This window comes from Oxynema mangrovii CENA135, from assembly GCF_016632315.1.
In the GTDB taxonomy this organism is placed as follows: domain Bacteria; phylum Cyanobacteriota; class Cyanobacteriia; order Cyanobacteriales; family Laspinemataceae; genus Oxynema; species Oxynema aestuarii.
In genome coordinates, this window is record NZ_JAEOXH010000003.1 from 41,223 (window position 1) to 66,143 (window position 24,921).

18 protein-coding genes are annotated in these 24,921 nt (G+C 51.5%); 7 read left to right on the plus strand and 11 right to left on the minus strand.

All coding sequences use genetic code 11. From position 1 onward, the window contains the following. Positions 1-108 precede the first annotated feature (108 nt). Entirely contained in the window at positions 109-6,606 is a 6,498-nt protein-coding gene (locus JJD41_RS25010; protein ID WP_234489020.1) for a S8 family serine peptidase, read from the plus strand. A 733-nt stretch (positions 6,607-7,339) separates the two neighbouring features. Next, complete coding sequence (locus tag JJD41_RS20075; protein ID WP_200669313.1) at positions 7,340-7,477, plus strand: hypothetical protein; 138 nt, start codon at positions 7,340-7,342, stop codon at positions 7,475-7,477. Here JJD41_RS20075 and JJD41_RS20080 read toward each other — a convergent pair. The 5 genes from JJD41_RS20080 to JJD41_RS20105 all read right to left on the minus strand — a co-directional run bounded on the left by JJD41_RS20080 (position 7,474) and on the right by JJD41_RS20105 (position 12,099). Then, on the minus strand, positions 7,474-9,087 hold the full coding sequence (locus JJD41_RS20080) for a 2-isopropylmalate synthase (protein WP_200669314.1): 1,614 nt from the start codon (positions 9,085-9,087) through the stop codon (positions 7,474-7,476). The genes JJD41_RS20075 and JJD41_RS20080 overlap by 4 nt on opposite strands. A gap of 143 nt (positions 9,088-9,230) precedes the next feature. Continuing rightward, positions 9,231-9,749 carry a LabA-like NYN domain-containing protein gene (locus JJD41_RS20085; RefSeq protein WP_168568766.1) on the minus strand — a complete coding sequence of 173 codons (519 nt, stop codon included), beginning with the start codon at positions 9,747-9,749 and terminating at the stop codon, positions 9,231-9,233. 633 nt (positions 9,750-10,382) lie between these two features. Then, on the minus strand, positions 10,383-10,595 hold the full coding sequence (locus JJD41_RS20095; RefSeq protein WP_200669316.1) for a hypothetical protein: 213 nt from the start codon (positions 10,593-10,595) through the stop codon (positions 10,383-10,385). Continuing rightward, a complete protein-coding gene (locus tag JJD41_RS20100; RefSeq protein ID WP_200669317.1) occupies positions 10,596-11,243 on the minus strand; it encodes a response regulator transcription factor in 648 nt (215 codons plus the stop codon). It abuts the gene before it with no gap. 343 nt (positions 11,244-11,586) lie between these two features. Beyond that, positions 11,587-12,099 carry a (2Fe-2S) ferredoxin domain-containing protein gene (locus JJD41_RS20105; protein WP_234489021.1) on the minus strand — a complete coding sequence of 171 codons (513 nt, stop codon included), beginning with the start codon at positions 12,097-12,099 and terminating at the stop codon, positions 11,587-11,589. On the opposite strand from JJD41_RS20105, the gene JJD41_RS20110 reads away from it, so the two are divergent. The 4 genes from JJD41_RS20110 (at position 12,098) to JJD41_RS20125 (ending at position 15,309) form a co-directional block, all read left to right on the plus strand. Further along, positions 12,098-12,244, plus strand: a complete 147-nt coding sequence (locus JJD41_RS20110) for a hypothetical protein (RefSeq protein WP_200669318.1) — start codon at positions 12,098-12,100, stop codon at positions 12,242-12,244. The genes JJD41_RS20105 and JJD41_RS20110 overlap by 2 nt on opposite strands. A 241-nt stretch (positions 12,245-12,485) precedes the next feature. Beyond that, a complete protein-coding gene (groES, locus tag JJD41_RS20115) occupies positions 12,486-12,797 on the plus strand; it encodes a co-chaperone GroES (RefSeq protein ID WP_168568770.1) in 312 nt (103 codons plus the stop codon). 88 nt (positions 12,798-12,885) lie between these two features. Further along, complete coding sequence (groL, locus tag JJD41_RS20120) at positions 12,886-14,517, plus strand: chaperonin GroEL (RefSeq protein WP_200669319.1); 1,632 nt, start codon at positions 12,886-12,888, stop codon at positions 14,515-14,517. A 276-nt stretch (positions 14,518-14,793) separates the two neighbouring features. Further along, a complete protein-coding gene (locus tag JJD41_RS20125; RefSeq protein WP_200669320.1) occupies positions 14,794-15,309 on the plus strand; it encodes a hypothetical protein in 516 nt (171 codons plus the stop codon). On the opposite strand, the gene JJD41_RS20130 is transcribed toward JJD41_RS20125, so the two are convergent. Together JJD41_RS20130 and JJD41_RS20135 are read right to left on the minus strand one after the other, a co-directional pair. After that, positions 15,296-16,231, minus strand: a complete 936-nt coding sequence (locus tag JJD41_RS20130; protein WP_200669321.1) for an SH3 domain-containing protein — start codon at positions 16,229-16,231, stop codon at positions 15,296-15,298. The genes JJD41_RS20125 and JJD41_RS20130 overlap by 14 nt on opposite strands. 126 nt (positions 16,232-16,357) lie before the next feature. After that, entirely contained in the window at positions 16,358-17,023 is a 666-nt protein-coding gene (locus JJD41_RS20135) for a hypothetical protein (protein ID WP_200669322.1), read from the minus strand. Positions 17,024-17,540: 517 nt separating this feature from the next. Between JJD41_RS20135 and JJD41_RS20140 the strand changes: the two genes are divergently transcribed. Next, positions 17,541-19,688 carry a PhoX family protein gene (locus JJD41_RS20140; RefSeq protein ID WP_200669323.1) on the plus strand — a complete coding sequence of 716 codons (2,148 nt, stop codon included), beginning with the start codon at positions 17,541-17,543 and terminating at the stop codon, positions 19,686-19,688. A 47-nt stretch (positions 19,689-19,735) separates the two neighbouring features. On the opposite strand, the gene JJD41_RS20145 is transcribed toward JJD41_RS20140, so the two are convergent. The 4 genes from JJD41_RS20145 to JJD41_RS20160 form a co-directional block, all read right to left on the minus strand. Then, positions 19,736-20,518 (minus strand): RNA polymerase sigma factor SigF, encoded by a 783-nt coding sequence (locus JJD41_RS20145; protein ID WP_200669324.1) that lies wholly within the window; start codon positions 20,516-20,518, stop codon positions 19,736-19,738. 264 nt (positions 20,519-20,782) lie between these two features. Continuing rightward, on the minus strand, positions 20,783-20,965 hold the full coding sequence (locus tag JJD41_RS25015; protein WP_234489023.1) for a transposase: 183 nt from the start codon (positions 20,963-20,965) through the stop codon (positions 20,783-20,785). Between the two features lie 507 nt (positions 20,966-21,472). Next, a complete protein-coding gene (locus JJD41_RS25020; protein WP_234489024.1) occupies positions 21,473-21,589 on the minus strand; it encodes a helix-turn-helix domain-containing protein in 117 nt (38 codons plus the stop codon). Positions 21,590-21,831: 242 nt separating this feature from the next. After that, positions 21,832-24,594 carry an NB-ARC domain-containing protein gene (locus JJD41_RS20160; RefSeq protein ID WP_200669325.1) on the minus strand — a complete coding sequence of 921 codons (2,763 nt, stop codon included), beginning with the start codon at positions 24,592-24,594 and terminating at the stop codon, positions 21,832-21,834. Positions 24,595-24,921 lie beyond the last annotated feature (327 nt).

Here is a 24,921-nt window from a genome sequence, read left to right on the forward strand (position 1 = left end):
ACCCCTCTAAAGATGACAAGAGCGTTACCGAGCTTTCGAGATCGTTAGACCGCTAGGGTTTGCGCCAATTCACTTTCCGAATGGTTTCCCACAGAAAGGATTATTCTCATGACTTTCGATAGTACATCTACCAATAATGTTATCCAAGAAAATTTTGGCGGCGATCCTTTACTGGATGGATTGCCAAAAGATCCTCTCTCATCTTTACCGACCAGTAGCGGATCGAGTGAACCGGAAGACCAATTCACTAAAAGCGCTGGATTTGATGGAGAATCTAACAAGAATCTCAATCCCTATCCGACGGCAACCTCATGGGATGAAATGGAAACTAGTTCATCTTCTGGGACAGATACGGATGAAGAAACGAGGGATTCCGATCGCGATCCGGTGACCCAAGAACCTTTTGGTGAAGAGACATCAAGCTTTACAGAAGAAGCGGAAAGCGACCCCATTACCAATCCGGGGATTGACAGAGAATCTGACGAAGATACCGTAAATGAAACCTCTGTTACTAACGAGAATAAGGATAAAAATATAGAGTCAAATAGTTCGGAAGAATCTGAGGAGCAAGAGAATGACTCCGGGCTATCTAATGAAGATACAATCGAGGAAGGCGATCGCGAAATCACTGCCGAATACGAAGAAAATAACGATCGTTCCGATGCCGAGAATGAGTCGGAAACCAGCATTTTAGACTCAACTGATGTTGTCGATTCCGAGGCGGAAGCAGACGATCGCTCTGGGGAATCCAGCGATTCTACGGTGAACGAACAAGAGGATGAAAATAGTAGCGATGATGCTCCCACTGAAACGGTAAATCAGTCCGAGAATTCTGTCGAGTCTGACAGCGAAACTGATGAAATGGCTGGAGAGACGGTTAGCGAGTCCTCGGAAGAAGGAGAAAGTGAGAGCGGCGAAGGAGAAGAGCCGATCGCCGAAGATGAAGGAGAGGAGACAAGCGATCTCACCAAAACTGACGATACAGAAAATAATAGCACAGAAAATAATGAACCCGATTCGTCTATCGAATCCGGCGCCGATGACCCAGTAGCAGAACATCAAGAAGCTAGCAGTGACGAGGGTTCCGACAGCAGCAACGAGGACACGCAAGCCGAATTAAACGATCCGACTGAAGCTACTCTCACTGAAAATGATGAGGAAGTCAACACCGAGGACAGTTCGGACAACGGCGACGAAGAGACGGAAGCTGAATCGACCGATACGACCGAAAATCATGCCGACGAGGACGTTGCGACGGAGGAAACCGGAGAAAGTGAGAGCGATCCCGTTGTCGATCCCAATATCAGTGAGTCCGATATTAATTTTGACGTAGGCACTTTTACCGTGGATGAAAGCGGTGAGGTCGGTATTGACTACCTCTTCGATGGCGGACGCTATCAGGGACAGGTGGCGATCGTCAGTTTGTCCGGAATGGAAGAGTACGAACCGGGTTCGGTCGAATTTATACAAGAGGCGGCTCGCCGTGCTTTAAGTGAGTCGGAATTGGGTCACATCGCGATCGACGACCTCAGCCAAGGGGCAAAATTCGAGGGTTCCCTCGGCGAACGCCAGTGGAATCAGGGGGATTATCAAGGGGTGAAAACCTTTGCGATGCGCCCCGGAGACAAGTTTTTTCTCATGATGGTTCCGAATGGGGCGATCGAGCGCGTGGCGAACGATCCGGCGATCGGTGGTGCCAGTCGTCCCCTATTTTCCCTCGCCACCGCCAATCCCGATGACGAGTATCATGTCGGCCAAATTGCCGATATTACGGGAGATGGAAGTGCTTTTGCTTGGGAAGATTTGCGCGTCGATGCGGGTACCGATCGCGACTACAACGATATTATCTTCCAAGTGCGAGGAGCGAAAGGCGTTGCAGCTCACATGAATGATGTGGTCGATCCGCAGAAAGATTGGCGCACGACCGATATGGGACAAGCGTTGATCGACTATATCCAGCCGTATATCACTCCCGAACAACCGACGGTTAATTATGACGACCTGGACGAGGCGATCGCCGAATTAGAAGACTTATTTGGAGAATCGGAATCGGAAACCTTTGAGGAAGATTTTGAGACCGATTTAGAAGACTCGAACGATGAAGAATCGGGTTCTGAAGAAGTTAACAATGAGTTGGAAGCTGATGAAACAACTGAGAATGATTTCGATGAAAATGTAGAAGAAGAAACTATAACTTCTGAGAATAGCGAATCTGAAGAGAATGTTTCTGATTCTAGTTCTAACGAGGGGGAAACGGTTGCAACACCAACAGACATTATTGATTCTCCAGACTCGGACGAGCAAGATCCCGAAACTGAAGATCCCGATCCGTTATTACCCACTCGTCTGAGTGATGACGAACCGATTGGAGCAGAAAATACTGACGATCTGGACGATGAATCTTCTGAAAATAGCAATTCTGTTGAAGCTTCCGAGAGTGAAGTACTAGAAACCGTTGATGAGAGCGAGCCAGAGTTAGATAGCGCTGAAGAGTTATCTTATTCTAACGAAAATCAGCCTGAAATTGAGAGGGTTGAAGATGAAATTTACATTCCGATTTCGGTGACGGAAACTTCGGAGGCGATCGCAAAAACTTCGGATGAAAATCGAACGGTAGATCGGGAAAATCAAGACGAGAAAGTTAACACCAGTGAACCCCCTTCCTTGGCAGTACAGCCACCAAGTGTAACGACTCCTCCAACGATCGCGCCTGCCGACCTTTCTAATTTGGAATCGTTGGAACCAATCCGTGAGGTAACTGTTGAAAATCGTGGCAGTGAATTGCGCGATCGCCTGGATAATTTAATTGAGGTTTTGCAGCAGCGATCGCGAGATCCCGACTTCACAGATACGGCTAGTATTGAAACGGCGATCGCCCGTTTGGGTGTCATTTCTCAAGGTCTAGAAAATCCGACTGAAGCGATTGAAGAACGAGCAAATACAGCCATTTCGCGGTTAGAAGAATGGGCGATCCAGTCCGCACCGGAGGCGATTGTTAGCGGACGGGCGATCGAGCCTAATTTTCCCTTAGAAAATCAGCCTTTAGTCGGTATTATTGATACGGGATTTAGTGGGGATAATCCCGATATCGATTACTCGCGGATTACCTGGGGCGAAGATCGCGTTGATGGAGATGATGACCCCACTTTAGCGACAGGAGAAGGCAACGAACACGGCACCCATATTTTAGGAATTCTTGCCGCCACCCAAAATAATGGAATCGGCATTGATGGGATTAACAACACTGCACCAATTTGGGCGGGACGGGCTGTTGGATCCGGGAAATGGGCAGAATCTTTAGTTGAGTTTGTCGATGCAGCGCGGGAGTCTGGAAAACCGAATGCGGTAGTGAATTTGAGTTTAGATTTAACTCAGATTGATGCTGAGGGGAATGTGACGACTCGTTATGAGTTTACGCCGATGGAACGAGCGGCGATCGAGTATGCCCGACAAAATAATGTGATGCTGGTCGTGGCAGCAGGAAATGACGGTGGCATCATGTCCGTTTTGGGTCAATCTTCGCAAGAATTCGACAACATTATTACCGTCGGTGCAGCGGAACAGTTTGACCCGGAAACGTCGGCTTGGAAGGGGGCTGACCGCACCGATTATTCTAGCTATGGTCAGGGTTTGGATGTGATGGCCTATGGGGGAACGATGGAAAATCCCCAATTGTCCTTAGCTGGGGAAGGAACCAGTGGTATGGCGGGGACTTCCGTAGCTACGGCCAAGGTGACAGGGGCAGTGTCCCAGGTTTGGGCGGCCAATCCTGAGTTGAATTACCGCCAGGTGGTGGATATTATCCGCGATACGGCGACGGATTTGGGCGCCACGGGTAATGATGCTGAGACCGGGGCTGGTTTGTTGAATATGACGGCGGCGGTTCATTTGGCGAAAGTGACGAAGCCAGAGGAGCATAGTACACCAGCTATCTTGAGTCCTGAAACCTGGAGTGGTGAGGGTGTCTTTACGCCAGATGAACGGGCAGTTCAGAATGTGATGGTGCCTCCAGAACAGCGGCGGTGGTATTACGGCTGGCTCAATGATAATAATCCCAGTGACACTTTCTCATTCTCGATTGATGAACCAACTCCGCTACAGTTTTCGCTGGATTTTCTAGGAAGTGCCGTTCTTCGCAAGAATGGCCAAGTCGTCCTAGAGGGTAAACCTGATGGAAACAACCCGCTTTACGCTGGTTCAAACGGAAAACTCGATCCGGGTTCCTATGTTCTAACAGTCGATCGGGGAAATCATTCCAAAGTTGATGAATATCGCTTGGTAATGAACTTTCTTGAAGGTAGTGTAGGGCAAGAAATGCCGATCGTTGACTATCTTCCCAGTCCCCAACCAGCACAACCTCCCGTCGAAGGCATACCTATCACAATTCCGGATGCCATTAAACAACTGGCAGAGAATCGAGCCAAGAATGCAATCACCAAAGCTTATGAAGCCCAGAAAGGAAAGTTGGGTAACGCTTTGGAAGACATCCAAGTTCACTGGAAAGCATTTGACGGAAAAAATGTGCCTGCCGTTCAATATTTTGATGGTGGTTATATTATCTGGAACGGGGTGAGTGCCATTCCTTATTTCACTGGGACAGGGCATAAACTTCCTAATATTGACTTACCTGAAACCGTTGCTCCGATTTGGCAGCCAACTCCGAAAGCCAATCGTATTGATGTTCCCGATGGTCGTCACACCTATCCTAATATGCTGGGTACTAGCGAATACCGGGTGAATTTAAAGGGTAGTAAAAACGTGATAAATTTGGCGGCGCGGAATACAGTGCTGACTCACCCAGACTTACGCACCACAGTCTATCGTGACCTCGGCGGTGGTCGGCTGCAACAAGTTCCCCTGACTGACATTAATTCTGACGACAATTATACAAATTACCAAGATTTACCGGCTGGAAAATATCTAATCAAAGTGGATGTTGAGCAGTCCAAAGCGAACATTCCCTATGAGATGGTCGTGAATTTAGATCAAGCTGGAAGTTATTTCTCGAAGCCCGATCCTATAGGAATGTTACCCTATAATTTTGGGAATATCGGCGGCAATCGGGTCACATTTAACGATCATTTAGGGGAGCCTAATGGTGACATTGATGCCTACAAGTTCACAACCGATGGAGTTCCCCGTCAGTTGATGTTGGCGGTGCGGGATCAAAAAGGTGCTGAACTGGTCAATAGCAAGGTGACTGTTGGGTTATTTGATGCCAACAACAGCCCAGTTTCTTACAAAGTCGTCAATGGCATAATCGAAGCCAATTTAAAGCCCAACAGTCAATACTACATTAAGATGACGGCCCAGCCGGGAGTATCTACTAATTACCAACTGGTGACGAATTTGCTGGCGCAATCATCTTCTTTACAGGTTCCCCCAGGACGGCATGAATATAATGTCAACATCAGTACCCATGATGTTCAAGGAAATAAACTGCATAATTCCTACAACTTCAAGCTAGAGAATACAGGAACACTAAACTGGGCAATTCGTAATACGACCTTGAAGCAAGGTGATTTTAACTTCACCCTTTACAAAGATGGACGCCAATGGGGCAGCACCCTCAAACCTCAGATTAATGAACCCTTGCAGTTCACAGATCTACCACCCGGTAATTACCAAGTCCAGGTCAATGTCACCAACTCCAGTAAAAATGGAGGCTCTTACAAGACGGTATTCAATTTAGATCAGGCAGGGCAGACTCGATCTGATGCTCGGAATCTAGGTAAACTCACGGATCAAAAGGGACGGCTTACCGTCAACGATCATGTGGGAATGCCAATCGAAGATTTGGATTACTACAAGTTTTCCACTGACTCAAATCAGCGTCTTTTACGGTTTGCCGTTCGTCATCCTAGCGGGAATGGATCGTTACCTCTGGAGGGAGATGTTGAGTTTGTTTTGTATGACAAGAATGGCAAGGAGTTGAAGAAAGTTAATTCGGCTAACAAGAAGTCAATCTATGGCGAATACGATTTAGAGGCAAACAGTGAATACTATGTCCGGCTTAAAGCTCACTCAGGTAATCTCGGCAATTATCACTTGGTTTTGAATGGTGAGGTGAAACGGACAGTTAAACCTCCAGATAATGGTGGTAGTGGGGGTAGTGTTACTAATCCACTCCTGACTCGACAAAATGCAAGCTACTTTAATGCTCGTCCTCAGTTCTATACGACTGGTAACATTTTTGCTCAAGGGGGTGTTTATGGTTCTAGTCTAGTTGGTGGTCGTGGTTATACTGAAGGCAACTGTACTTGGTATGCACATGGTCGAGTGAAGGAATTAGGAGGTAATGTTGCAGCTTTAAACTCAATGGGGGGTAATGCTAATCAATGGCATACCCAACTATCTAATGGCGCATATATCGTTAGCGATCCCCAACCAGGAGATATTGCTCAGTGGACAAGAAATGGGCAAAATCACGTTGCTGTGGTTGAAAAAGTTTACTACCAAAATGGCGTTAAGCGAGTAATTCTTTCAGAGTCACACTACCGCAGTAATTATGATGGTGGTGGCGCAGGAACTTTACACCGAATCGTTGATTATACAGCAAGCAATCCCGATCGCTATATCCGTGTTCCTGGGGTTAAAGTAAGGTAATATCTTGCAATTCAACTGGTAGGGTGCGTTAGTCGGGCATAAATTTTGAACTTAATCAGTCAATTAAAAAGCCCGCCGTAACGCACCGAAATCGCTCTGTGATGGTGCGTTACGCGGGGAATAAAGTTTACTCGACTTTCCCCTAAGTTAATTCCCCGCTAACGCACCCTACCGAATGGCTGTTTTTGGGAGGGCGCAAGGGCTTTTAATTCCCACCATAGTAGTAGTGGTAGGGTGCGTTAGGCGGCTATGATTTACCAAAATAATTTACTCACGCCAAAATACCGCCGTAACGCACCAAAATACGCCAATAATAAACTCTGTGGTGGTGCGTTACGCGGGGAATAAAGTTTACTCGACTTTCCCCTAAGTTAATTCCCCGCTAACGCACCCTACCGAATGGCTGTTTTTGGGGCGATCGCGTTTGTCAGACTAAATTCCGAACGATCGAACGAGGTTTTTTGGGTGGGCGATCGCATTTTTACCCCAAGCAAAGAAACCGGGTTTCTTCTGTGGATATAACAGTTAACTGTGGAAGTAATAAAACAAACCCGGTTTCTAGGTCTTCTGAGTGGGTTCAAGGGTGTAGTAAGACTAAAGTCCTTACTACGAACGAGGCTTTTTGGGGGGCGATCGCTTTTGGGGGGCGATCGCTTTTTTGGTGGGCGATCGCTTTTGGTGGGCGATCGCTTTTTAGGTGGGCGATCGTTTTTTAGGGGCGATCGCTTTTTAGGTGGGCGATCGTTTTTTAGGGGCGATCGCTTTTGGTGGGCGATCGTTTTTGGAAGACGATCGCCCTCCCTCCCATCAAAAAAGGCGCGATCGTCACGATCGCGCCTTTGGTTCAGTTGTAGCTTTCGCTCAAAATTAGGAACCAGCTACAGAAGCGATCGCCTCTCCTTGTTCCTGACCTTGAGTTTCCAACCATGCATAAAGGCGGTTCATGGCATTGACGTAAGCGTGAGCCGAAGCCACGATAATATCCGTATTCGCCGCATGACCGGAGAAAATGCGATCGCCGTACTTCAAGCGGATCGTCACTTCGCCGAGGGCGTCGATCCCCGCCGTCACCGACTGCACCGAAAACTCGATCAACTGGTTGGGAACGTTGACCACCCGATTGATCGCCTTATACACCGCATCCACCGGGCCCGTTCCGATCGCCGCGTCGGTGAGCTCTTCCCCACTCGGCGTCCGCAAAGTCACCGTCGCCGTGGGTCGGGAGCGATCGCCGCAAGACACTTGTACTAACTCCAACCGGAACAATTCCGGGGGTTGCTGAATTTCGTTATTGACGATCGATTCGAGATCCCAATCCGTGATCTCCCGTTTCTTATCCGCGATCGCCTTAAACTTGAGAAATGCCTTATTGAGTTCGTTCTCGCCGAGGTCGAAACCCAACTCTTTGAGGCGACTGGCGAACGCATGACGTCCGGACAACTTGCCCAACACGATCTGATTGTCCGTCAACCCGATCGTTTGCGCCTCCATAATTTCGTAGGTGAGCTTGTTTTTCAACACCCCATCTTGGTGAATCCCGGACTCGTGGGCGAACGCATTGGCGCCGACGATCGCCTTATTCGGCTGCACCAACATCCCGGTCAAGTTCGACACCAAGCGCGACGTTTTATAGATCTGGCGCGTGTCGATCTGAGTCAACGGTTCTTCCGACTCCGCCGGACGACCGAGGAACGGGTTAAAATACTGGCGCCGGACGTGCAACGCCATCACTAATTCTTCGAGGGCCGCATTTCCCGCCCGTTCGCCGATGCCGTTGATCGTGCATTCGAGTTGGCGCGCCCCATTTTTCACCGCTTCGAGGAAGTTGGCGACCGCCAAGCCGAGGTCGTTGTGACCGTGGACGGAGATAATCGCGCGATCGATATTGGGGACATTTTCTTTAATCCCGCGAATCAAGGCGCCGAATTCTTGGGGAGTTGTATAACCGACTGTATCGGGAATGTTGATCGTCGTCGCCCCGGCGGCGATCGCCCGTTCGAGAACCTGATAGAGAAACTCCGGATCGGACCGACCCGCATCTTCCGGGGAGAATTCGATATCATCCACGAAAGATTTGGCGTGGGCGACCATTTCTTCGGCGATCGCAATGACCTCGGACCGCGTTTTTTTGAGTTTGTACTCTAAATGAATGTCCGAAGTGGCGATAAAGGTATGAATGCGCTTGTTAACCGCAGGTTTGAGGGCTTCGGCTGCCGTTTCGATATCCTTGCGCGTCGCCCGGGCCAAACCGCAAATCGTCGGACCGCCTTCGACCCCCACCATTTCCGCAATTTTCTGCACCGCTTCAAAGTCCCCGGGACTGGCGTAAGGAAATCCCGCTTCGATGATATCGACGTTGAGGCGGGCGAGTTGACGGGCGATCGTCAATTTTTCATCGAGGTTCAAACTCGCCCCGGGAGACTGTTCGCCGTCGCGGAGGGTGGTGTCGAAAATAATAATGCGATCTTGGGATGGACTCATGTAGGTTTTACTCCTGTCTGCTACGGACTTGGGTTCGATGTTCTATCAGTTTGAATGGTCAATGACTAATTGCTAGTTTAACGAATAGTTTAGGGGTTCGTGGCTGAGAAGCGATCGCTTCCGGTAGGGGTGAATAATCGCGTTTAGTAATCGAGTTTTTCGATCCGATCGCGGATATCGTTGAGGTCGATGTAGCGATCGGTGGCGTTGCGAAGTTCTCGGGCGATCATGCCTTCGGTAGAAACGACGGTAATATGAGTATTTTTAGAGCGTAACAGTTCGATCGCCCGCTCGAAATCGCCATCGCCGCTAAACAGAACGACGCGATCGTATTGATCGACGGTGTTAAACATATCGACGACAATTTCAATATCTAAGTTAGCTTTTTGAGAGTAGCGACCGGATACGTCGTCGTAATATTCTTTAAGAATTTTGGTGCGAACGGTATAACCCAAGCTGATCAGTGCGTCTCGAAATCCCCGTTGATCTTGCGGATCTTTCAATCCGGTGTACCAAAATGCATTAATCAGCATCACGCCCGGTTCTTTCGTGAAAAATTCGAGAACTCGTCGCGGATCGAAAAACCACCCATTTTTTTGTTGGGCGTAGAACATATTGTTTCCGTCTACAAAAATAGACAGACGGTTCATGGAACACGTCATAGAAGTTAATACCTAAAATTAGTAGAATAAATTTATTTTTGGACAGTCAATGATTTCACCTAAAACTGCCCAGCTCTATGCGGTAAAACTGACATTCATCTTACAAAAGCTGCACGAATCGAAAAAGAGAATCACTTTTTTAAAAAATTAGCGTATTCTCTCTTTCGAGAGCGGCAAAAATCAATCCGAGCCGCTCGCTCGCCGGATGGTTTTTAGGCGATCGCGATCGCCGAGCGGATCCAGTGGAAAACGCTTGCTGTAGTTGCATTTCCAACAAAACTACAGTAGCCCAATTTACCCGCAAATTCGGGGAAAGCGCCCAATTTAGTTGTTTGCTGTTGTCCGGATGGAAGAAACTTTTAAACTGTAAAAATAAACGATTTTTCGGGATAGTTTTCAATTTTAAGAAAGTCATTCTACTAAGAGTAAATGATGAAATAATGAGTAGGAATTGTCTATAGTCAATTAACCCAATCGCCGGGTTGAGGCTCCCCCGGGATTCTCCTAGCGGTCGCCTTCCCCAGGAAAGGAGCATAAACTCCCTTCCCTATCAACTTTACCGCTAAATCTGGGGTTGTGGCTGGATCGATCGCTTCTTGCGAATCCCGAGCGATCGTCCGCCCGTCTTCCGGCTCACTGACGGGTCCCTCGCCCCCTCATCCCGTCCGGATCCCCAGAGATCCCCTCAAGAGCAATCAGAACCCGCCGATCGCTTCCCCAGGCGATCGCCCGACATCTTTCGACTCCCCCAGCAGCACTGAATTCAGTCCACCAGACCCGTCGTACCCCACTGCCGATCTGGGCTGCCAACGATTGTCCTTCTTCGAGATCGGCGTCCCCCAACACTCACGCCATGTTCGTTTCGATCGCCCAGCGCGCCAACTCCGTTCGGTTGTGTAAACCCGTTTTCGCCAGCATGTTCGAGACGTGGCTTTCGACGGTGCGCTGGCTGACATTCATTTCACTGGCAATTTCTCGGTTGGCCATGCCCTGAGAAACGAGACGAACCACCTTCTGTTCCGTCGGTGTCAGTTCGACATCTAACGGTACTTGCATTTTCGGTCCCCCATCGGGAATCTTGGTTTTATGGCTCAGAACCCGTCCGGTTTGCTTGAGGGAGGACTCGACCTGAGCGACGAGTTCTTCCGGCTCGAAGGGTTTGACCATGTAAACATCGGCTCCCTTCGTCAACCCTTTAATGCGATCTTCGCTTTGCCCTTTCGCCGAAAGAAACAAAATGGGGATCCAGTCGAAACGCGGATCTTTTCTAACGTGTTGTACGAACGAGTAGCCGTCCATTTCCGGCATCATCACGTCACAGATAATCATGTCGGGAATTTCCCGTTCGAGAATTTCGAGGGCTTCTCGACCGTTTTCTGCCGTAACGACCATATAACCCCGAAATTCTAAATAATCTTTGACGAGCAAGATTAAATTCGGGTCGTCATCGATCAGCAGCAGCCGCTTTTGAGTTCCTACCGTGGTTTCAGTCATATTTAATTACTCAGTGCATTTGAATAAATCCAGAGTCTAGGAGATCGGTGTTCCTTCCGACCGATTCGCCGATACCAGTTATCCGACTTTAGCAAGTTCCTCGTGGAAATATTGGCAATGGCAGGGGTCGATTCTTTCGTTGGCAAGCTCGTTTGTGGCTTCATCAATTGCTAAGAGATAAAGCACGAGAAAACAACTTATTATAAATCACTATGGTACTATAGCGTTTCAATTGAAAAAGTCCGAGTTCAAAAGGTGCAAAACTACTCAGTCCAATCGAGGCAGCCAAGGGGCTAAAGGGGGAACCTTCTTTGCTGGCGATCGCCTGTCTCTGAGGAGTCGTTCAAGCGGGGGACTCGGTAGCACTCTCTTCCCCGTCCGCGTCGGGTTGCGGTTGCCCTGGGACGTTTTGCTGCGGGGCGTCGTCACTGGGCGCGGGGGGGCGGTCTAAGGTTAACGGTCGTTCTAAAAAGGCATATTCTCGGACTACGCGATCGCCGATTAAGTGTTCCTGGATGATGCGTTCGATGACCTCTGGGGTGGCGGAATGATACCAGACCCCATCGGGGTAAACCACGAGAATCGGTCCGTTGCAACAGACCCGGAGACAGTTGGCTTTTGTCCGAAAGACGCAGGAGGGGCGCGTGGCAATGGCGCGATCGAGTTGTAGTTCTTTCAGTCGTCGTTTGAGGTAGTCCCACGCTTCGAGGCTGACGGTGCGATCGCAGCATTTGGGAACGGTTTGATCGGCGCAGATTAAAACGTGGCGTTCGATGCGATCGAGTCCCAAGCTTTCGACGCATTGGCTTAAGGTCGTGCAGTCGTTCGTCCCGGTCGAAGTCGATGGCTGGTTCATGAGTTACCTCCTCAAATCAAGGGCGCGATCGCCCGATGGCTGCGGCGATCTTGAAGACGATCGCCCAACCTTATTTTCCCTCAAGCCGTCCCCTCGTGCGATCGGTGCCGATCGCGCCCCCAGTCCGGAGCACTCAAGCCCCTAAAGCAGGGGCGATCGCGCCAGGTCCGCATCCCCACCCCAGCGAGTTCGGGAACCCGTACAGTTCTATCTGTTGCCTTTGAGAGATCTCGTCCGCTAAATTAGCACTCAGGAGTTGAGAGTGCTAATTCGAGATCGCCACAAGCGAACGAGCGGCGATCGGGTCGCTTGAAAAGAATGCGAGCCGATTGTCGATAGTCACCCAACCCTCGAAGCGAACTGTATCGAATTAAGGAGGATTAAGCATGGCTGCTGTATCTTTAAGCGTTTCTACCGTCAAGCCTTTAGGCGATCGCGTTTTTGTTAAAGTAAGCGCCTCGGAAGAAAAAACGGCTGGAGGCATCCTGCTCCCCGACACCGCCAAAGAAAAGCCCCAAGTCGGCGAAATCGTCGCCGTCGGTCCGGGCAAACGCAACGACGATGGCTCCCGTCAAGACCTCGAAGTCAAAATCGGCGATAAAGTCCTCTACTCTAAGTACGCTGGCACCGACATCAAATTAGGTAACGAAGAATACGTCCTGCTCGCCGAGAAAGACATCTTAGCCATTGTCGGCTAAGGGCGAGTCTCCTCAAACCCATTTCTCGTTTTCTTCAATACACGGTTTTTCTAGATCGTAGTCCTGTTACTCACTGGAATTTCAACCTATGGCTAAGCGTATCATCTACAACGAAAATGCCCGCCGCGCCCTCGAAAAGGGCATGGATATTTTAGCGGAATCCGTCGCGGTCACCCTCGGCCCCAAAGGTCGCAACGTCGTTCTCGAAAAGAAATTCGGCGCTCCGCAAATCGTCAATGACGGCGTGACCATCGCCAAAGAAATCGAACTCGAAGATCACGTCGAAAACACGGGCGTTTCCCTGATCCGTCAAGCCGCCTCCAAAACCAACGACGCCGCCGGAGACGGGACCACCACCGCCACCGTCCTCGCCCACGCGATGGTTAAAGAAGGGCTGCGCAACGTCGCCGCCGGAGCCAACGCGATCACCCTCAAGCGTGGCATCGACAAAGCGACCACGTTCTTGGTCAGCAAGATCGAAGAACACGCCCGTTCCGTGGAAGATTCTAAAGCGATCGCCCAAGTCGGTACGATCTCTGCCGGAAACGACGAAGAAGTCGGCCAGATGATCGCCGAAGCAATGGATAAAGTCGGTAAAGAAGGCGTCATCTCCCTCGAAGAAGGGAAATCGATGACCACCGAACTCGAAATTACCGAAGGGATGCGCTTCGATAAAGGCTACATCTCCCCCTACTTCGCTACGGATATGGAGCGGATGGAAGCCGTTCTCGAAGAACCTTTCTTGTTAATCACCGACAAGAAAATCAACCTGGTTCAAGACTTAGTTCCCGTTCTCGAACAAGTCGCCCGCGCGGGCAAACCCTTGCTGATTCTCGCCGAAGATATCGAGAAAGAAGCCCTCGCGACCCTGGTGGTCAACCGCCTGCGTGGCGTCCTCAACGTCGCCGCCGTCAAGGCTCCCGGTTTCGGCGATCGCCGCAAAGCCATGCTCGAAGATATTGCCGTCCTCACGGGGGGTCAACTGATCACCGAAGATGCGGGCTTGAAACTGGAAAACACCAAGCTCGACATGCTCGGTAAAGCTCGCCGCGTCACGATCACCAAAGACAGCACCACCCTCGTCGCCGAAGGGAACGAGCAAGCCGTCAAAGCCCGTTGCGAACAAATCCGCCGTCAAATGGAAGAAACCGATTCTTCCTACGACAAGGAAAAACTGCAAGAGCGCTTGGCGAAATTGGCGGGTGGCGTTGCCGTGATCAAAGTCGGCGCCGCGACCGAAACTGAAATGAAAGACCGCAAACTGCGTCTGGAAGATGCGATCAACGCCACCAAAGCGGCGGTTGAAGAAGGCATCGTCCCCGGTGGCGGTACCACCCTCGCTCACCTGATTCCGACTCTGGAAGAATGGGCCGGCAGCAACCTGACGGGTGAAGCCCTCATCGGCGCCAACATCGTCGCCCGTGCCCTGGCGGCTCCCCTGAAGCGGATTGCCGAAAACGCCGGACAAAATGGCGCCGTGATCGCCGAGCGCGTCAAAGAGAAAGATTTCAACGTCGGTTACAACGCCGCGACCAACGAATTTGTCGATATGTTTGAAGCCGGAATCGTGGATCCCGCCAAGGTGACCCGCTCCGCGCTGCAAAACGCCGCTTCGATCGCCGGAATGGTTCTCACCACCGAGTGCATCGTCGTCGAAAAACCGGAACCCAAGGAAAATGCTCCCGCAGGTGCCGGAATGGGCGGTGACTTCGACTACTAAGGTCTAAATAGATAATGTCGGACTATTTATAAAGTCTGACAAGATATAACAGAAAGGGCAGGCGATCGTCTGCCCTTTTTTTTGATGTTTTTATTGATTTTATGGCCGTTCTATTAGGGACACGGCATTGCCGTGTTTTTACAACCCATGAATTTTATAATTTATTGACGATGACTATATATTACAGCGTTTCCCTAACCGGGGAAGTACAGATAACCCTTAGTACATAAGGACTTCAGTCATAAATTTGTACCTCGTCAGACTAAGAAACGCTGTATGCAAGGATTGAAAAATTTTGTCATTGAATTCCACGACCCGCAAACGAATTATGCAGATCCACCAAAAGATCCATTGAACGAACTTTCTCATTTTGAATGGGGATTGAGAAAGTTTTGTTTTGAGAAAAATCAAGTCATTTCGATCGCCCTAGGAGATCGCGAGTTATCGTTCTCCCTCGATCCCGATATTTGCATGTTGCTTGAAGATGGATTTCCCGAGAAAATTGCCAGTCTCAAACAAGGCGATCGTGTAGAGTTGGACTTTCCAGAAAGCTGGGTGACGATCGCCCTGATACCCGAAGGCGATCGCCTAACCTGTACAGTCTACGAATACGATCGCCCTCGATCCCAGGGAGAACGATTCGAGTTCGATCGCGATCGCACCGTTCAAACCTTAACCGACTTTCTCGATCGCCTCCTCGCGATCGCCGTCCGAGAAGGATATATTTCCGAACGGGAAAAACAAGACTTTACGATCGCCGACGACGGACAGCGATCGCCTACGGACACATAATCAAATTATCCGCCGACACGAAACCGCGATAGGGCGCCAAAATCTCGACCCAATTGCGCGAATTCCCATTCGGATCGGGAATTAACCGATAATTCTCCACCAAAGTCATCCGTCCTCCCGGTTCGACCCCCCCGACATATTCGGAAAACTCCGAAGGACGGGCGCGAATAGCCAGACCTTGCGGGGCCACCCGAGGTTCGACTTGGCGACAAAGCGGACCGCGAGGGACACTACTGGTTTGGGGTCGCGCCACAGGGGGCGTTTGTCCGGTGGCGGGAGGACTACCGCTACACAGGATCAAGTTTTCCGTGGAAATAAACCCTTCAACGGGGGAGGTAATTTCCACCCACGATCGCGACTCCCCGTTTTTATCCGGGATGGCGGAACTGTTCGCCCGCAGTAACACCAGCCCATTGGGCGGTAAATTCCCTCGGGGAGTCGAAAACCGGGACGCATCGGAGTAAACCGCAATCCCTTGCGGGGCCACTTCGCCGTTGACTTTGCGGCACAGAGGCGAGGTGGACAGTTGCGGCGGGGTTGCCGTCGCTTCCCCTGGGGAACACGGGCCTAAATTGCCCTCCCCATTCACTTCTCCGTTAGAAACATACCCCGGATAGGGGGCGACGATTTCCAACCATACCCGATTGTCCGGTCCGGGAATACCGCGATAGCCTTCGACGAGATAGACGGCGCTGTTATACTCGACGCTACCGATGCGCGGGGAGTTCGGATCCGGGCGTTGGCGGACGATCAGCCCTTCGCGGACGTTGACCCGACGACACAAGCTCGTTTCCGCTTGGGCGATCGCCGATCGCCCGGGGGTTCGAGAGGCGATCGTCGCCCTCACGGGTACGACCCCGAGAACGATCGCCCCGAGGGTCACTAAAGTTGTACTGTAGCGCCAGGGCTTCTTGGTAAACATCGGTTCGACTCCTTTCGACTCCTCGCGATCCGCGTGCGGTCTCGATTGAATGATGTAGTTATAGCAAAAAAGACCGCCCTCGCCATTGCCTGGGAGGCGATCTGCGCCGAGATAGCCAAAACTGGGCTAAAAACAGTAAATTAAATTGGCAACTGGGACGTATCCATCCCTCGGATACGCCAAACGCACCCATTGGTGACGCCCGCCCTCGCGATCGTCAACGAGGGTGTAACCGGGCAGTAACAGCACCCGATCGCCCGCATCCAATCCCCCTGGAGACGGCGATCGCCCGGAAGCGTCAGCCCGAATTTTTAAGCCAATCGGGGCCGTCAGGCGGTTGACTTGGCGACAGAGGCTTTCTGTAGCGTCCAGGGCGGCGTTACTCGTTGCCGATCCGCAAAACCCGAGATTGCTGTCACTGGGCAACCCGTGGAGGACGTAGCCCGGAACTGGGGCGGCGACTTCGATCCAAATCTCATCTTCGGAGGTTTCGATCGCCTCGAAATCTTCGACCAGAGTCAATTCGCTGTCAAATCGCAAGGCCCCTAAAATCACCGAACTGCTATTCGGTTTTTCGTGAACCAGCAACCCATCGGGCAGATCGACCCGACGACAGAAGATCGAGGGGTCGTCGGTCGTTGCAGCTTCGTTCTCCTGGGCGATCGATCCTCCCGACGGGAGGGCGGTTGAAGCTTGCGCGATCGCCAGTGGGGCGTGTTGGGTCGCGATCGCCGCTACGCCCGCGAAAATTCCCCAGACTTTCGGCTTCACCCACCCGAGTGTCTGACCCATGTAATTGACTCCTCTTCCCTCAAAAAAACTGACACCAATCTAGAGTTATTTATAGCAGAAATATTCTCGGCGTGAATCTCTCGCAAAATCTTATAGATAGAAGTTGAACTGCCTATCTAGACTGAGTTTTTCTAAAAAATAATCTATCTTTAAAAACAATAAATTTGCTTTTTCTCTCGAAAAATAAGCGCGATTGAAAAACAAAAATAACCGCCCTTTTATATAAAATTATTGAATAATTTTTCCAGAGTCTAGACACTCGAAGCGTCCCGATTTCCAGAAGCGATCGACGGCAAGAAGTTCCCGGTTTATTTGCCAAATCGTCTAGGATGGCGATCGCCCCTGTTGACCTGCACCTAGCGTACCGAGGATTTAATCGAAAAATTACCTTTTCTTAAACTGAAAGTTCTCTAGGTTGTGATATTCATAGCAAGGTACCACTCGGCTTAGGCCGCAGCCTTGCTCGTCGAATCTCGTCGAACTGAACCGGAACCCACAGCAGCAACTCACTAGGGCCATGACCCTCAAGCGCAGACATTTTCTCATGTTTATCGGCGCCGGATTGGGTGTCGCCGCCTGCACCTCGATCGCGCAAAAACAGCAGTCTACCCCGCGATCGCCGTCTACGGCAACCTTCAACACGGCATTTAAACCCCTTCAAGGCCCCTTTCCTCTAGACGGCGACCCCCGCAGTAGCGCAGCGCAAATCGAAGCCTACAGCCGTTATCGGGTCGCGGACGATCTCGTTTTACCGGAAGGGTACGGCTACTACACGATCGCCGCCTGGGGCGATCCCTTGGGCGATTCGCGATTCGGCTACAACAACGATTACCTCTCATTTGTTCCCGTCGGCGACAACGAAGGCTGGCTGACGGCCAACTTCGAGTATATTAGTGGCGGTACCTGGCGGCAGACCTACCCGATCGCGATCGGGCGATCGCTCCCCTTCGAGGAAGTTGCAACGGCGTTAACATCCCGAGGGGGCAAGATCGATGCGGGGAAGTTACCGGATCGAGCTCCCCTCAAAGCCCAAATCCGCGAAATCTGCGAAGCTGCCCTCGAAGATCAAGGAATCGGCGTCGTCCGCCTTCGCAAAAGCAACAATGGCGAGTGGAAATTGGCCGACTCTCCCGCCAACCGCCGAATTTCGGGTATTTCCGGCTTGAAAGGGCGCTATCTCAACGCCACCGGGCCCGGGGTCGCTATTTTTAAAAAGGCCAAAAAACGGGGATTTGAGGATGGATTGGGCGATCGCATCGTCGGGACCTTTGGCAATTGCGCTGGGGGAACCAGTCCCTGGGGAACGGTCTTCAGTGCGGAAGAAAATTTTCAAGCCCAAGTTCCCGAGTCCGTTTACCCCGACGGTTCCTCCTTCGACCCGAGTGACCTCCCGTTTCATATCGGCGGGTTGTACGGACAGGGGAACGTGTTTCGGTTGGCGGGCAATAAATACGGCTACATGGTCGAAGTCGATCCGAGTAACCCGGAGGATTACGGGACGAAGCATACGTGGTTGGGACGCTACCGTCACGAAGCGGTCGGCTTTAAGGTGGTGGCGGGGAAACCTCTCGCCCTCTATTCCGGCTGCGATCGCCGGGGCGGTCACTTATACAAATTTGTCAGTAAGGGAACGGTTCGCGATCCCAAGGATAAAGCGAATTCCCAATTCCTCGCCGAGGGAATGCTCTACACTGCTATTTTTGAGCCGGGAGGAAGCGGGCGCTGGATTCCCCTGAAAGCGGAAACGGCGATCGATCCGGTGTTACCCAGTCACTTGGGTGGGGCGAGGGTGAGATTGCCGCAACGTCCGGATGGGGGAACCTTCGAGGTCGCGTCCGATCGCGAGGCGATCGCCTTCAAACAGCAGTTTAAAACCCTCGGCGACCTGTATGAGGGTAACGCGATCGAAAAACAAGGGGCGATCCTGATCGACGCCCATTATGCCGCCAATGCGGTCGGGGGAACCGCTTGCGCCCGTCCGGAAGACTTGGAAACTGACAGCGAGGGCAATCTTTATATTGCTTATACTTCCGGATCGGCAGACGGACAAGGCGGCCCCGACTTGCGGATTTTTCACGGACCCGACGGCGAACCGTGGGAATACGGCTGGATTATGCGTCTGCGCGAAACGGACGACGATCCGGCGGCGACGAGTTTTGAGTGGGAAATGCTGGCGATGGGGGGCGAACCGGACGCCGGGGGGGCGGGGTTCTCCAATCCCGATAACGTATTGATTGACGGCGATCGCAACGTCTGGATGGTCACGGATATTTCCACTGACCAACAGAATAAGACCGATGGCGCCGACCGTCGCGGCTGTTTTGGCAATAATTCCGTGTGGCTGATTCCCACCCGAGGAGAAGACGCGGGAAATGCTTATTTATTCGCCACCGGACCGATGGAGTGCGAAATTTGCGGTCCGTTTTTAACCCAAAATCGGGACACTTTATTTTTAGCGGTCCAGCATCCCGGCGAAATGAACGGCATCCGGGAGGGCGATCGCGCCGAAACCCGTAAATTTACACTCAAAACGACCGATGGCACCTCATTCGTCCAAACCCGCGAGGTTCCCATCGGTTCCAACTGGCCCGATCCCGGTACGCACAAGCCCCCCAAACCCGCGATCGTTGCGGTTCGTCGCTTGGATGGAGGGGCGATCGTCTGACAGGTAGTTTCGGAGTTGTTGCGACTCTAAATTTCCCTAAGATTCCCCTAAGATTCGACCTGGGCCAACGACGGTTTTAACAACGTCATCAACTCGCCCAATCCGCGTTTGATGCGACGGGTGACTGTCATCGGACTGACGCCGATTTGTTGGGCGACTTCCTTGCGCGGGATTTCTTGGAAAAACACCGATTCGATCGCCCAGCGCGTTTTTTCTTCTAAATTGTTTAAAGCCCCTTGCAACTGCTGGCGTTCTTCTTCCAGACTTTGTAACGTTTGGTAATGGGTATCGAGCAACGTATCGCCGAGGGTCACCGTACTATCGACTTGATGGGCGACCGTCGCATCCAAACTCAACGGAGTGCGGTTTTGATGGGCTAATTTACTTTCGCGCCACTCGCATAAGGAAACGTCGAGGGCTTGGGCGATTTCGATGTCTTTGGGCGGACGACCGAGGCTGACGGTCAGACTTTCGCGAACTTTTTGCCCTTGAGCTTGCAATTCGCGCCAGCGACGGGGAATTCTAACGGTAGAGGCTTTATCGCGCAGAAAATGCAGCATTTCGCCGCGAATGTAGGGAACGGCAAACGAACTAAAGGCACATCCTTGGGTGGGGTCGAAGCGTTCGATCGCCCGAATCAAGCCCAAATAGCCGATTTGTTCGAGATCCTCGTAAGGTTCCGCGCATTGATGACTGACGCGGTGGGCAATTTTTCTAACCAAACCGACATTCAACCGCACGATTTGATTGCGAATTTGAATGGAGGGATTGTGGTGGTAGGCGATTAAAAGTTCCATCCCTCTAGAGCGTACAGAGGATCGATCTGCCATGCTTGTAAATCCTCAAATTAGGTCATCCCCGAGTGAGTTAGGGGCGATCGCTTGGAGATTTGCTAAAAGATTAACGAAATCTTAATTAATTCTCGTCTACAGCCACGGCCAGCAACAATCGTTCTTCTACTGAATTCGGGGGTGAGGGGCGATCGCCCTCTCCGCGAAACCACTGACAAATTCAAGATTTCCAGACCGTTTCTCGTTGCGTTTCTTGACATCCTCACCGCCGAAGCAAGGACGGTGATTCCTAAACCTCGCGATTTAGATTCGGAGCTTCTGTCCCCTTCGACTACGCTCAGGGGTTTTTCGCCGTAGGGGGGGTTCGCGAACCCCCCCTACTGTAACCCTGTCTCCCACCACCAAAAGAGGCTGTGCGGCGTTGATGTCGCGATCGCGAACCGTCCCACAGTTGGGACAAGTCCACTCTCTGACCTGCAACGGCATCGCATCAGCTTTGTGTCCGCAACATCCCCCCTTCGCCCCCCTTTCAAAAGGGGGCGAAGGGGGATTTCGGGGGGAACGAGCAAAGTAGGGGTTTGGTAACCAAACTCCTACCTGGCGAGGGGGATTTAGGGGGATCTAAATGTCTTGCACAGCAGAGGAAAATGCTGTACAGCCGCTCTCAATGATTTGTCACTCAAGTAGGGAGCAACTGTTCTGCTGCGACTTCCTCCCGACGCCGACCGCCAGGGGTACAGCCCTGGCTTCCGGTAGCTGTTCGTGGCTTTTTACCCAACCAATCCGAGGGAGCTTCACCCAATAACCAGAAACTTTAATGTTTCCTTCCAGGTAAAAACTATCTTTGACCTTCTTTTTCTTAAACTTGGGGAAACCTGTTCCTTTGACTTGCCCAACTCGCTTAAACGCTTGATTGAGGTGACGCAACGCTTCTTGAGGGCTACATTTGGAGACTTCATCGGACCAAGGATTCTGACGTTTTACCTCGGCGACTCATCTTTTGTGTAAGTCTATGGCACTCGGGAGTTTATCTCCGGCTTCTAATATTTCCTGACAGGTAGCCAGTCCCCAATTCCAAGCGGGTCGAGTTACTCCTGCGTGTTTCGCCATCAGCGTTCGTTATCGGTTATTTAAGTCTAGCTTGGTCTTCAAGCTTTTCACTCACTTTTTAACTCCTCAACCCTCTTTGGGTTCGGCTCACTTCGGCTACCCTAAAGACTAGCAGAAAACCATGGAGAGGGTGAATCGGCGATTTTTGCGGCTTCGGCGATTCTAAACTGACTCCAATTCTTATTGCAGCATAAAAAATGAGTAAGTTTAGGAAACTTTAGGGAGAAAGTTAAACTCTGTTTTTACCCCCTCAACCCCTCCAACCGCAGAAAATCTACCCGCCCCAAACTATCCCCCGCCACCACCGTCACCCCATCCGGTGCAACGGCACAGGAATTCATCGCACCCTCACCAGTAAACGTCGCTAACGCTTTCCCCGTCGCCAAGTCCCACACTTTCACGGTGTTATCGTACGAACCGGAAACGGCGAATTGGCCATCGGCGCTGAGGGCGACGGCACTTACCGAGCGATGATGCCCGGAGAGGGTGTGCAATTCCCGTCCCCGAGCCAAGTCCCACACTTTCAGGGTGTTATCCCCCGAACCGGAAACGGCGATTTGGCCATCGGCGCTGAGGGCGACGGCTCTTACCGAGCCATTATGCCCGGAGAGGGTGCGAATCAGTGGCCCCCCTGGAGGGGTAAGGTTGGCGGTTAGAGGACGAAACCAGGGTTGGTTCTGGGCTTGTCCGGCTCGGTGCAATAGCTGCTCAAGCTCAGGAGAAGATTCCCCCTGACGCTTCTGAACCCGGGCAGACCTCTGATGTTTCGGTAAATATTTCCCTACCACGGGGATTCTTTCCCAAAAATAGCGATAGAGTTGGGGAGAGTCCACAAAGGACAACAACCGCCCCAATAACTGCCCTGCAAACTGGTTGCTATCGGACTCCAACACATGAGCCGATAACCGCAACGCCCCTTCCACCCGTTTCAGCACACTGTCCGGAGGTTCCCCAACCGTCGCCGCCTCAAAATCTGCTAACAGCGCCCGAATATCCGTTGCCTCTAACTTCCCTTGCAACCAATCAAAATCCCCTAACAACCGCCGAAACACCTCCATTTCCCCCGCTTCTCGGAAATGATAAAGCGCCTGCCGATACAGATAAACCTCTGCCGCCACCTCCGCCCCCGTCCAGGGAAACTTACCGCCGCCATAACTGCGCAACCAGTCCCGATGCCGCGCCGCCGGATTCTGCACCTGTTCCCGTAAATACTTCTGCGGCACGTCATGCAACGACATCCACCGCGAGGGCGACTCCCCCGACACAAACACTAATGCCCGTTGCGCCAACTGCGTCAACCACTGCCGCAACCGATAGTCCGGCACATCCCCCCGCCCTCCCCACAACTTGACTAACGCCGCCTCCGACACTTCCACGTCCGGCGCCACAATCCCTAAGTCTAAATAAGCCTGTTGCAAGAGTGGGTCTAACTCCTCCACACTGGTTTCGATGACTTTATAAATACTGCCCTCGGGATGGTCGAGAAAGCGCAAATCTGCCGCATCCAAAGCCGTGACCAAATCCGCCCAACTGTTGCCCATGCCCACTTGCGCCCCCGCCAACTTCAAGGCTAAGGGCAAATTCCGGCAATGTTTCTGCACCGCCTCCGCTTCCGGCGGTAACATTTCGATATGGACTCTCGCCCAATTCGCTAATAATTGTCGCGCTTGGCTATCATCCAGCATCCCCACTTGATACCCATTCGCCCCCAAACCCGCAATTAACCGGGCATCCCGCGTGGTCAGCAATAGGCGACAGTCGGGCCCTAACACCTCTACAAATCGCTCGGCTTCGGCTTGTGACCAGACATCATCGAGTACCAATAAACAGCGCTTCTCTCGCAACAGATTGGAGAGATAGGCATTCCACTGGGGTTCGCCTTCCTGATAGGCGTTGGGTTCCCCCAAGGTGGTGGCAATGCGTTGATACAGGGCGATACAGTCCGGGTTTATCCCCACTGTCAGCCAGATAATCCCATCGGGAAACTGTCGCCGCACCTCGTTATCCCGCGCTAAGGCTGCGGCTAAGACGGTTTTCCCTAAGCCTCCCATCCCCTGTAACCCCACTTTCTGCGTCTGTCCGGTCATCACTAGGGTTTGATGGTTGGGGGTCAACAGTCGTTCTTTTAAGGCGGCAATATCTTCTGGACGGGGGAGAAAATGGTCTGGCAATTTTTCAACGGTATCAATAGCCCCTAAACCGTGCCAAGGGGGGGCGGGTGCAGGTTGGCTGGGGTTTTGAATTTGGGAAATGGCGGCTAATATCCGGCGCATATCCTGACGAGTGGCGATTTCGGGTAAATAGTCCCGAATCTCGGCAATTTGTGCCAAGGTCGCCCCATGCAGGTCAAATAACATCCCCACAAAGGCTTGACCCCCTTTGTTGGCATCATCTTTCAGAACTTGGCGCAGGTGTTTATTAAAGTTGCTGGCTAATTCCGCCGCCAAATCGCCGATGACATCTTGATAATTCTCCAGGGTATCCCCCAAAACCCCTTCCTCGCATCCCTGTTGAAATAACCAGGTGACCACTTCCCGCCATTCGGCTTCCGGTAACACCTGATACTCGCTAAACTGTTCCGGTGGTTGGCTGAAAATCTGATAGAGTTGCTCTTCCTGGAGGGTTTCAAACAGGTTGAGGGTTTTGGCTTGTTCCGCCCATTCCACCCAATATGCCTCGATTTGATTAGCGAAATCGTCTAAGGATTCCTTGTCGGAATAGTTGGGGCTGATTTTTTCCATCAAGGCTTTGGCTACGGTGCGCCCGGCGGCTTTGGCGATATCTTCATTCCGCAGGACCTCGCTACTGTTGCGGAATCGCTCAATTACTGTGCCTAAATTATTGCCAGTCATCCCGGCGAAAAAGTTAGAAAACCCGGCGAACACGGGAACCGCTAACCCCGCCGCCGAATCCGCTAACCCTCCGGTGACGATGGAACATAAGCCGAGGAGGGCAGTTCCGGCGAGAAGTCCTTGATTGAGTCGCAGCAGTTGCTTGGGATTCATGGTCGCGGCTTGGGTTGGAGGGAGGATATTTGAGGATATTTGAGGATATTTTATGATACAAATCTCCGTAAGGACACGGCAATGCCGTGTTCCTAAAACTGATGAATTTTACAAGAACATTGAGGATTGCTATAGCGATCTTCAATGATTGGTAACCTAAGTAGGGAGCAAGATGCTCCCCCTCCCAAGGATTTCAGGTGGATAACCCTAAGAGACTGTCGATTGAGAAAAATTGAGAAAATATCACAAAATCTTGTAGGGGTTTGCTTCCCAAACCCTAGAACTCCCAAGGATTTCAGGTGGATAACCCTAAGAGACTGTCGATTG

Excerpts from the sequence above, each read along its gene's own strand:
- JJD41_RS25010 (WP_234489020.1), top strand. The coding sequence starts at position 109 with ATGACTTTCGATAGTACATCTACCAATAATGTTATCCAAGAAAATTTT.
- JJD41_RS20080 (WP_200669314.1), bottom strand. The coding sequence starts at position 9,087 with ATGAGTCCATCCCAAGATCGCATTATTATTTTCGACACCACCCTCCGC.
- JJD41_RS20085 (WP_168568766.1), bottom strand. The coding sequence starts at position 9,749 with ATGACGTGTTCCATGAACCGTCTGTCTATTTTTGTAGACGGAAACAAT.
- JJD41_RS20100 (WP_200669317.1), bottom strand. The coding sequence starts at position 11,243 with ATGACTGAAACCACGGTAGGAACTCAAAAGCGGCTGCTGCTGATCGAT.
- JJD41_RS20110 (WP_200669318.1), top strand. The coding sequence starts at position 12,098 with ATGAGTTACCTCCTCAAATCAAGGGCGCGATCGCCCGATGGCTGCGGC.
- JJD41_RS20105 (WP_234489021.1), bottom strand. The coding sequence starts at position 12,099 with ATGAACCAGCCATCGACTTCGACCGGGACGAACGACTGCACGACCTTA.
- groES (WP_168568770.1), top strand. The coding sequence starts at position 12,486 with ATGGCTGCTGTATCTTTAAGCGTTTCTACCGTCAAGCCTTTAGGCGAT.
- groL (WP_200669319.1), top strand. The coding sequence starts at position 12,886 with ATGGCTAAGCGTATCATCTACAACGAAAATGCCCGCCGCGCCCTCGAA.
- JJD41_RS20125 (WP_200669320.1), top strand. The coding sequence starts at position 14,794 with ATGCAAGGATTGAAAAATTTTGTCATTGAATTCCACGACCCGCAAACG.
- JJD41_RS20130 (WP_200669321.1), bottom strand. The coding sequence starts at position 16,231 with ATGTTTACCAAGAAGCCCTGGCGCTACAGTACAACTTTAGTGACCCTC.
- JJD41_RS20135 (WP_200669322.1), bottom strand. The coding sequence starts at position 17,023 with ATGGGTCAGACACTCGGGTGGGTGAAGCCGAAAGTCTGGGGAATTTTC.
- JJD41_RS20140 (WP_200669323.1), top strand. The coding sequence starts at position 17,541 with ATGACCCTCAAGCGCAGACATTTTCTCATGTTTATCGGCGCCGGATTG.
- JJD41_RS20145 (WP_200669324.1), bottom strand. The coding sequence starts at position 20,518 with ATGGCAGATCGATCCTCTGTACGCTCTAGAGGGATGGAACTTTTAATC.
- JJD41_RS25015 (WP_234489023.1), bottom strand. The coding sequence starts at position 20,965 with ATGCCGTTGCAGGTCAGAGAGTGGACTTGTCCCAACTGTGGGACGGTT.
- JJD41_RS25020 (WP_234489024.1), bottom strand. The coding sequence starts at position 21,589 with ATGGCGAAACACGCAGGAGTAACTCGACCCGCTTGGAATTGGGGACTG.
- JJD41_RS20160 (WP_200669325.1), bottom strand. The coding sequence starts at position 24,594 with ATGAATCCCAAGCAACTGCTGCGACTCAATCAAGGACTTCTCGCCGGA.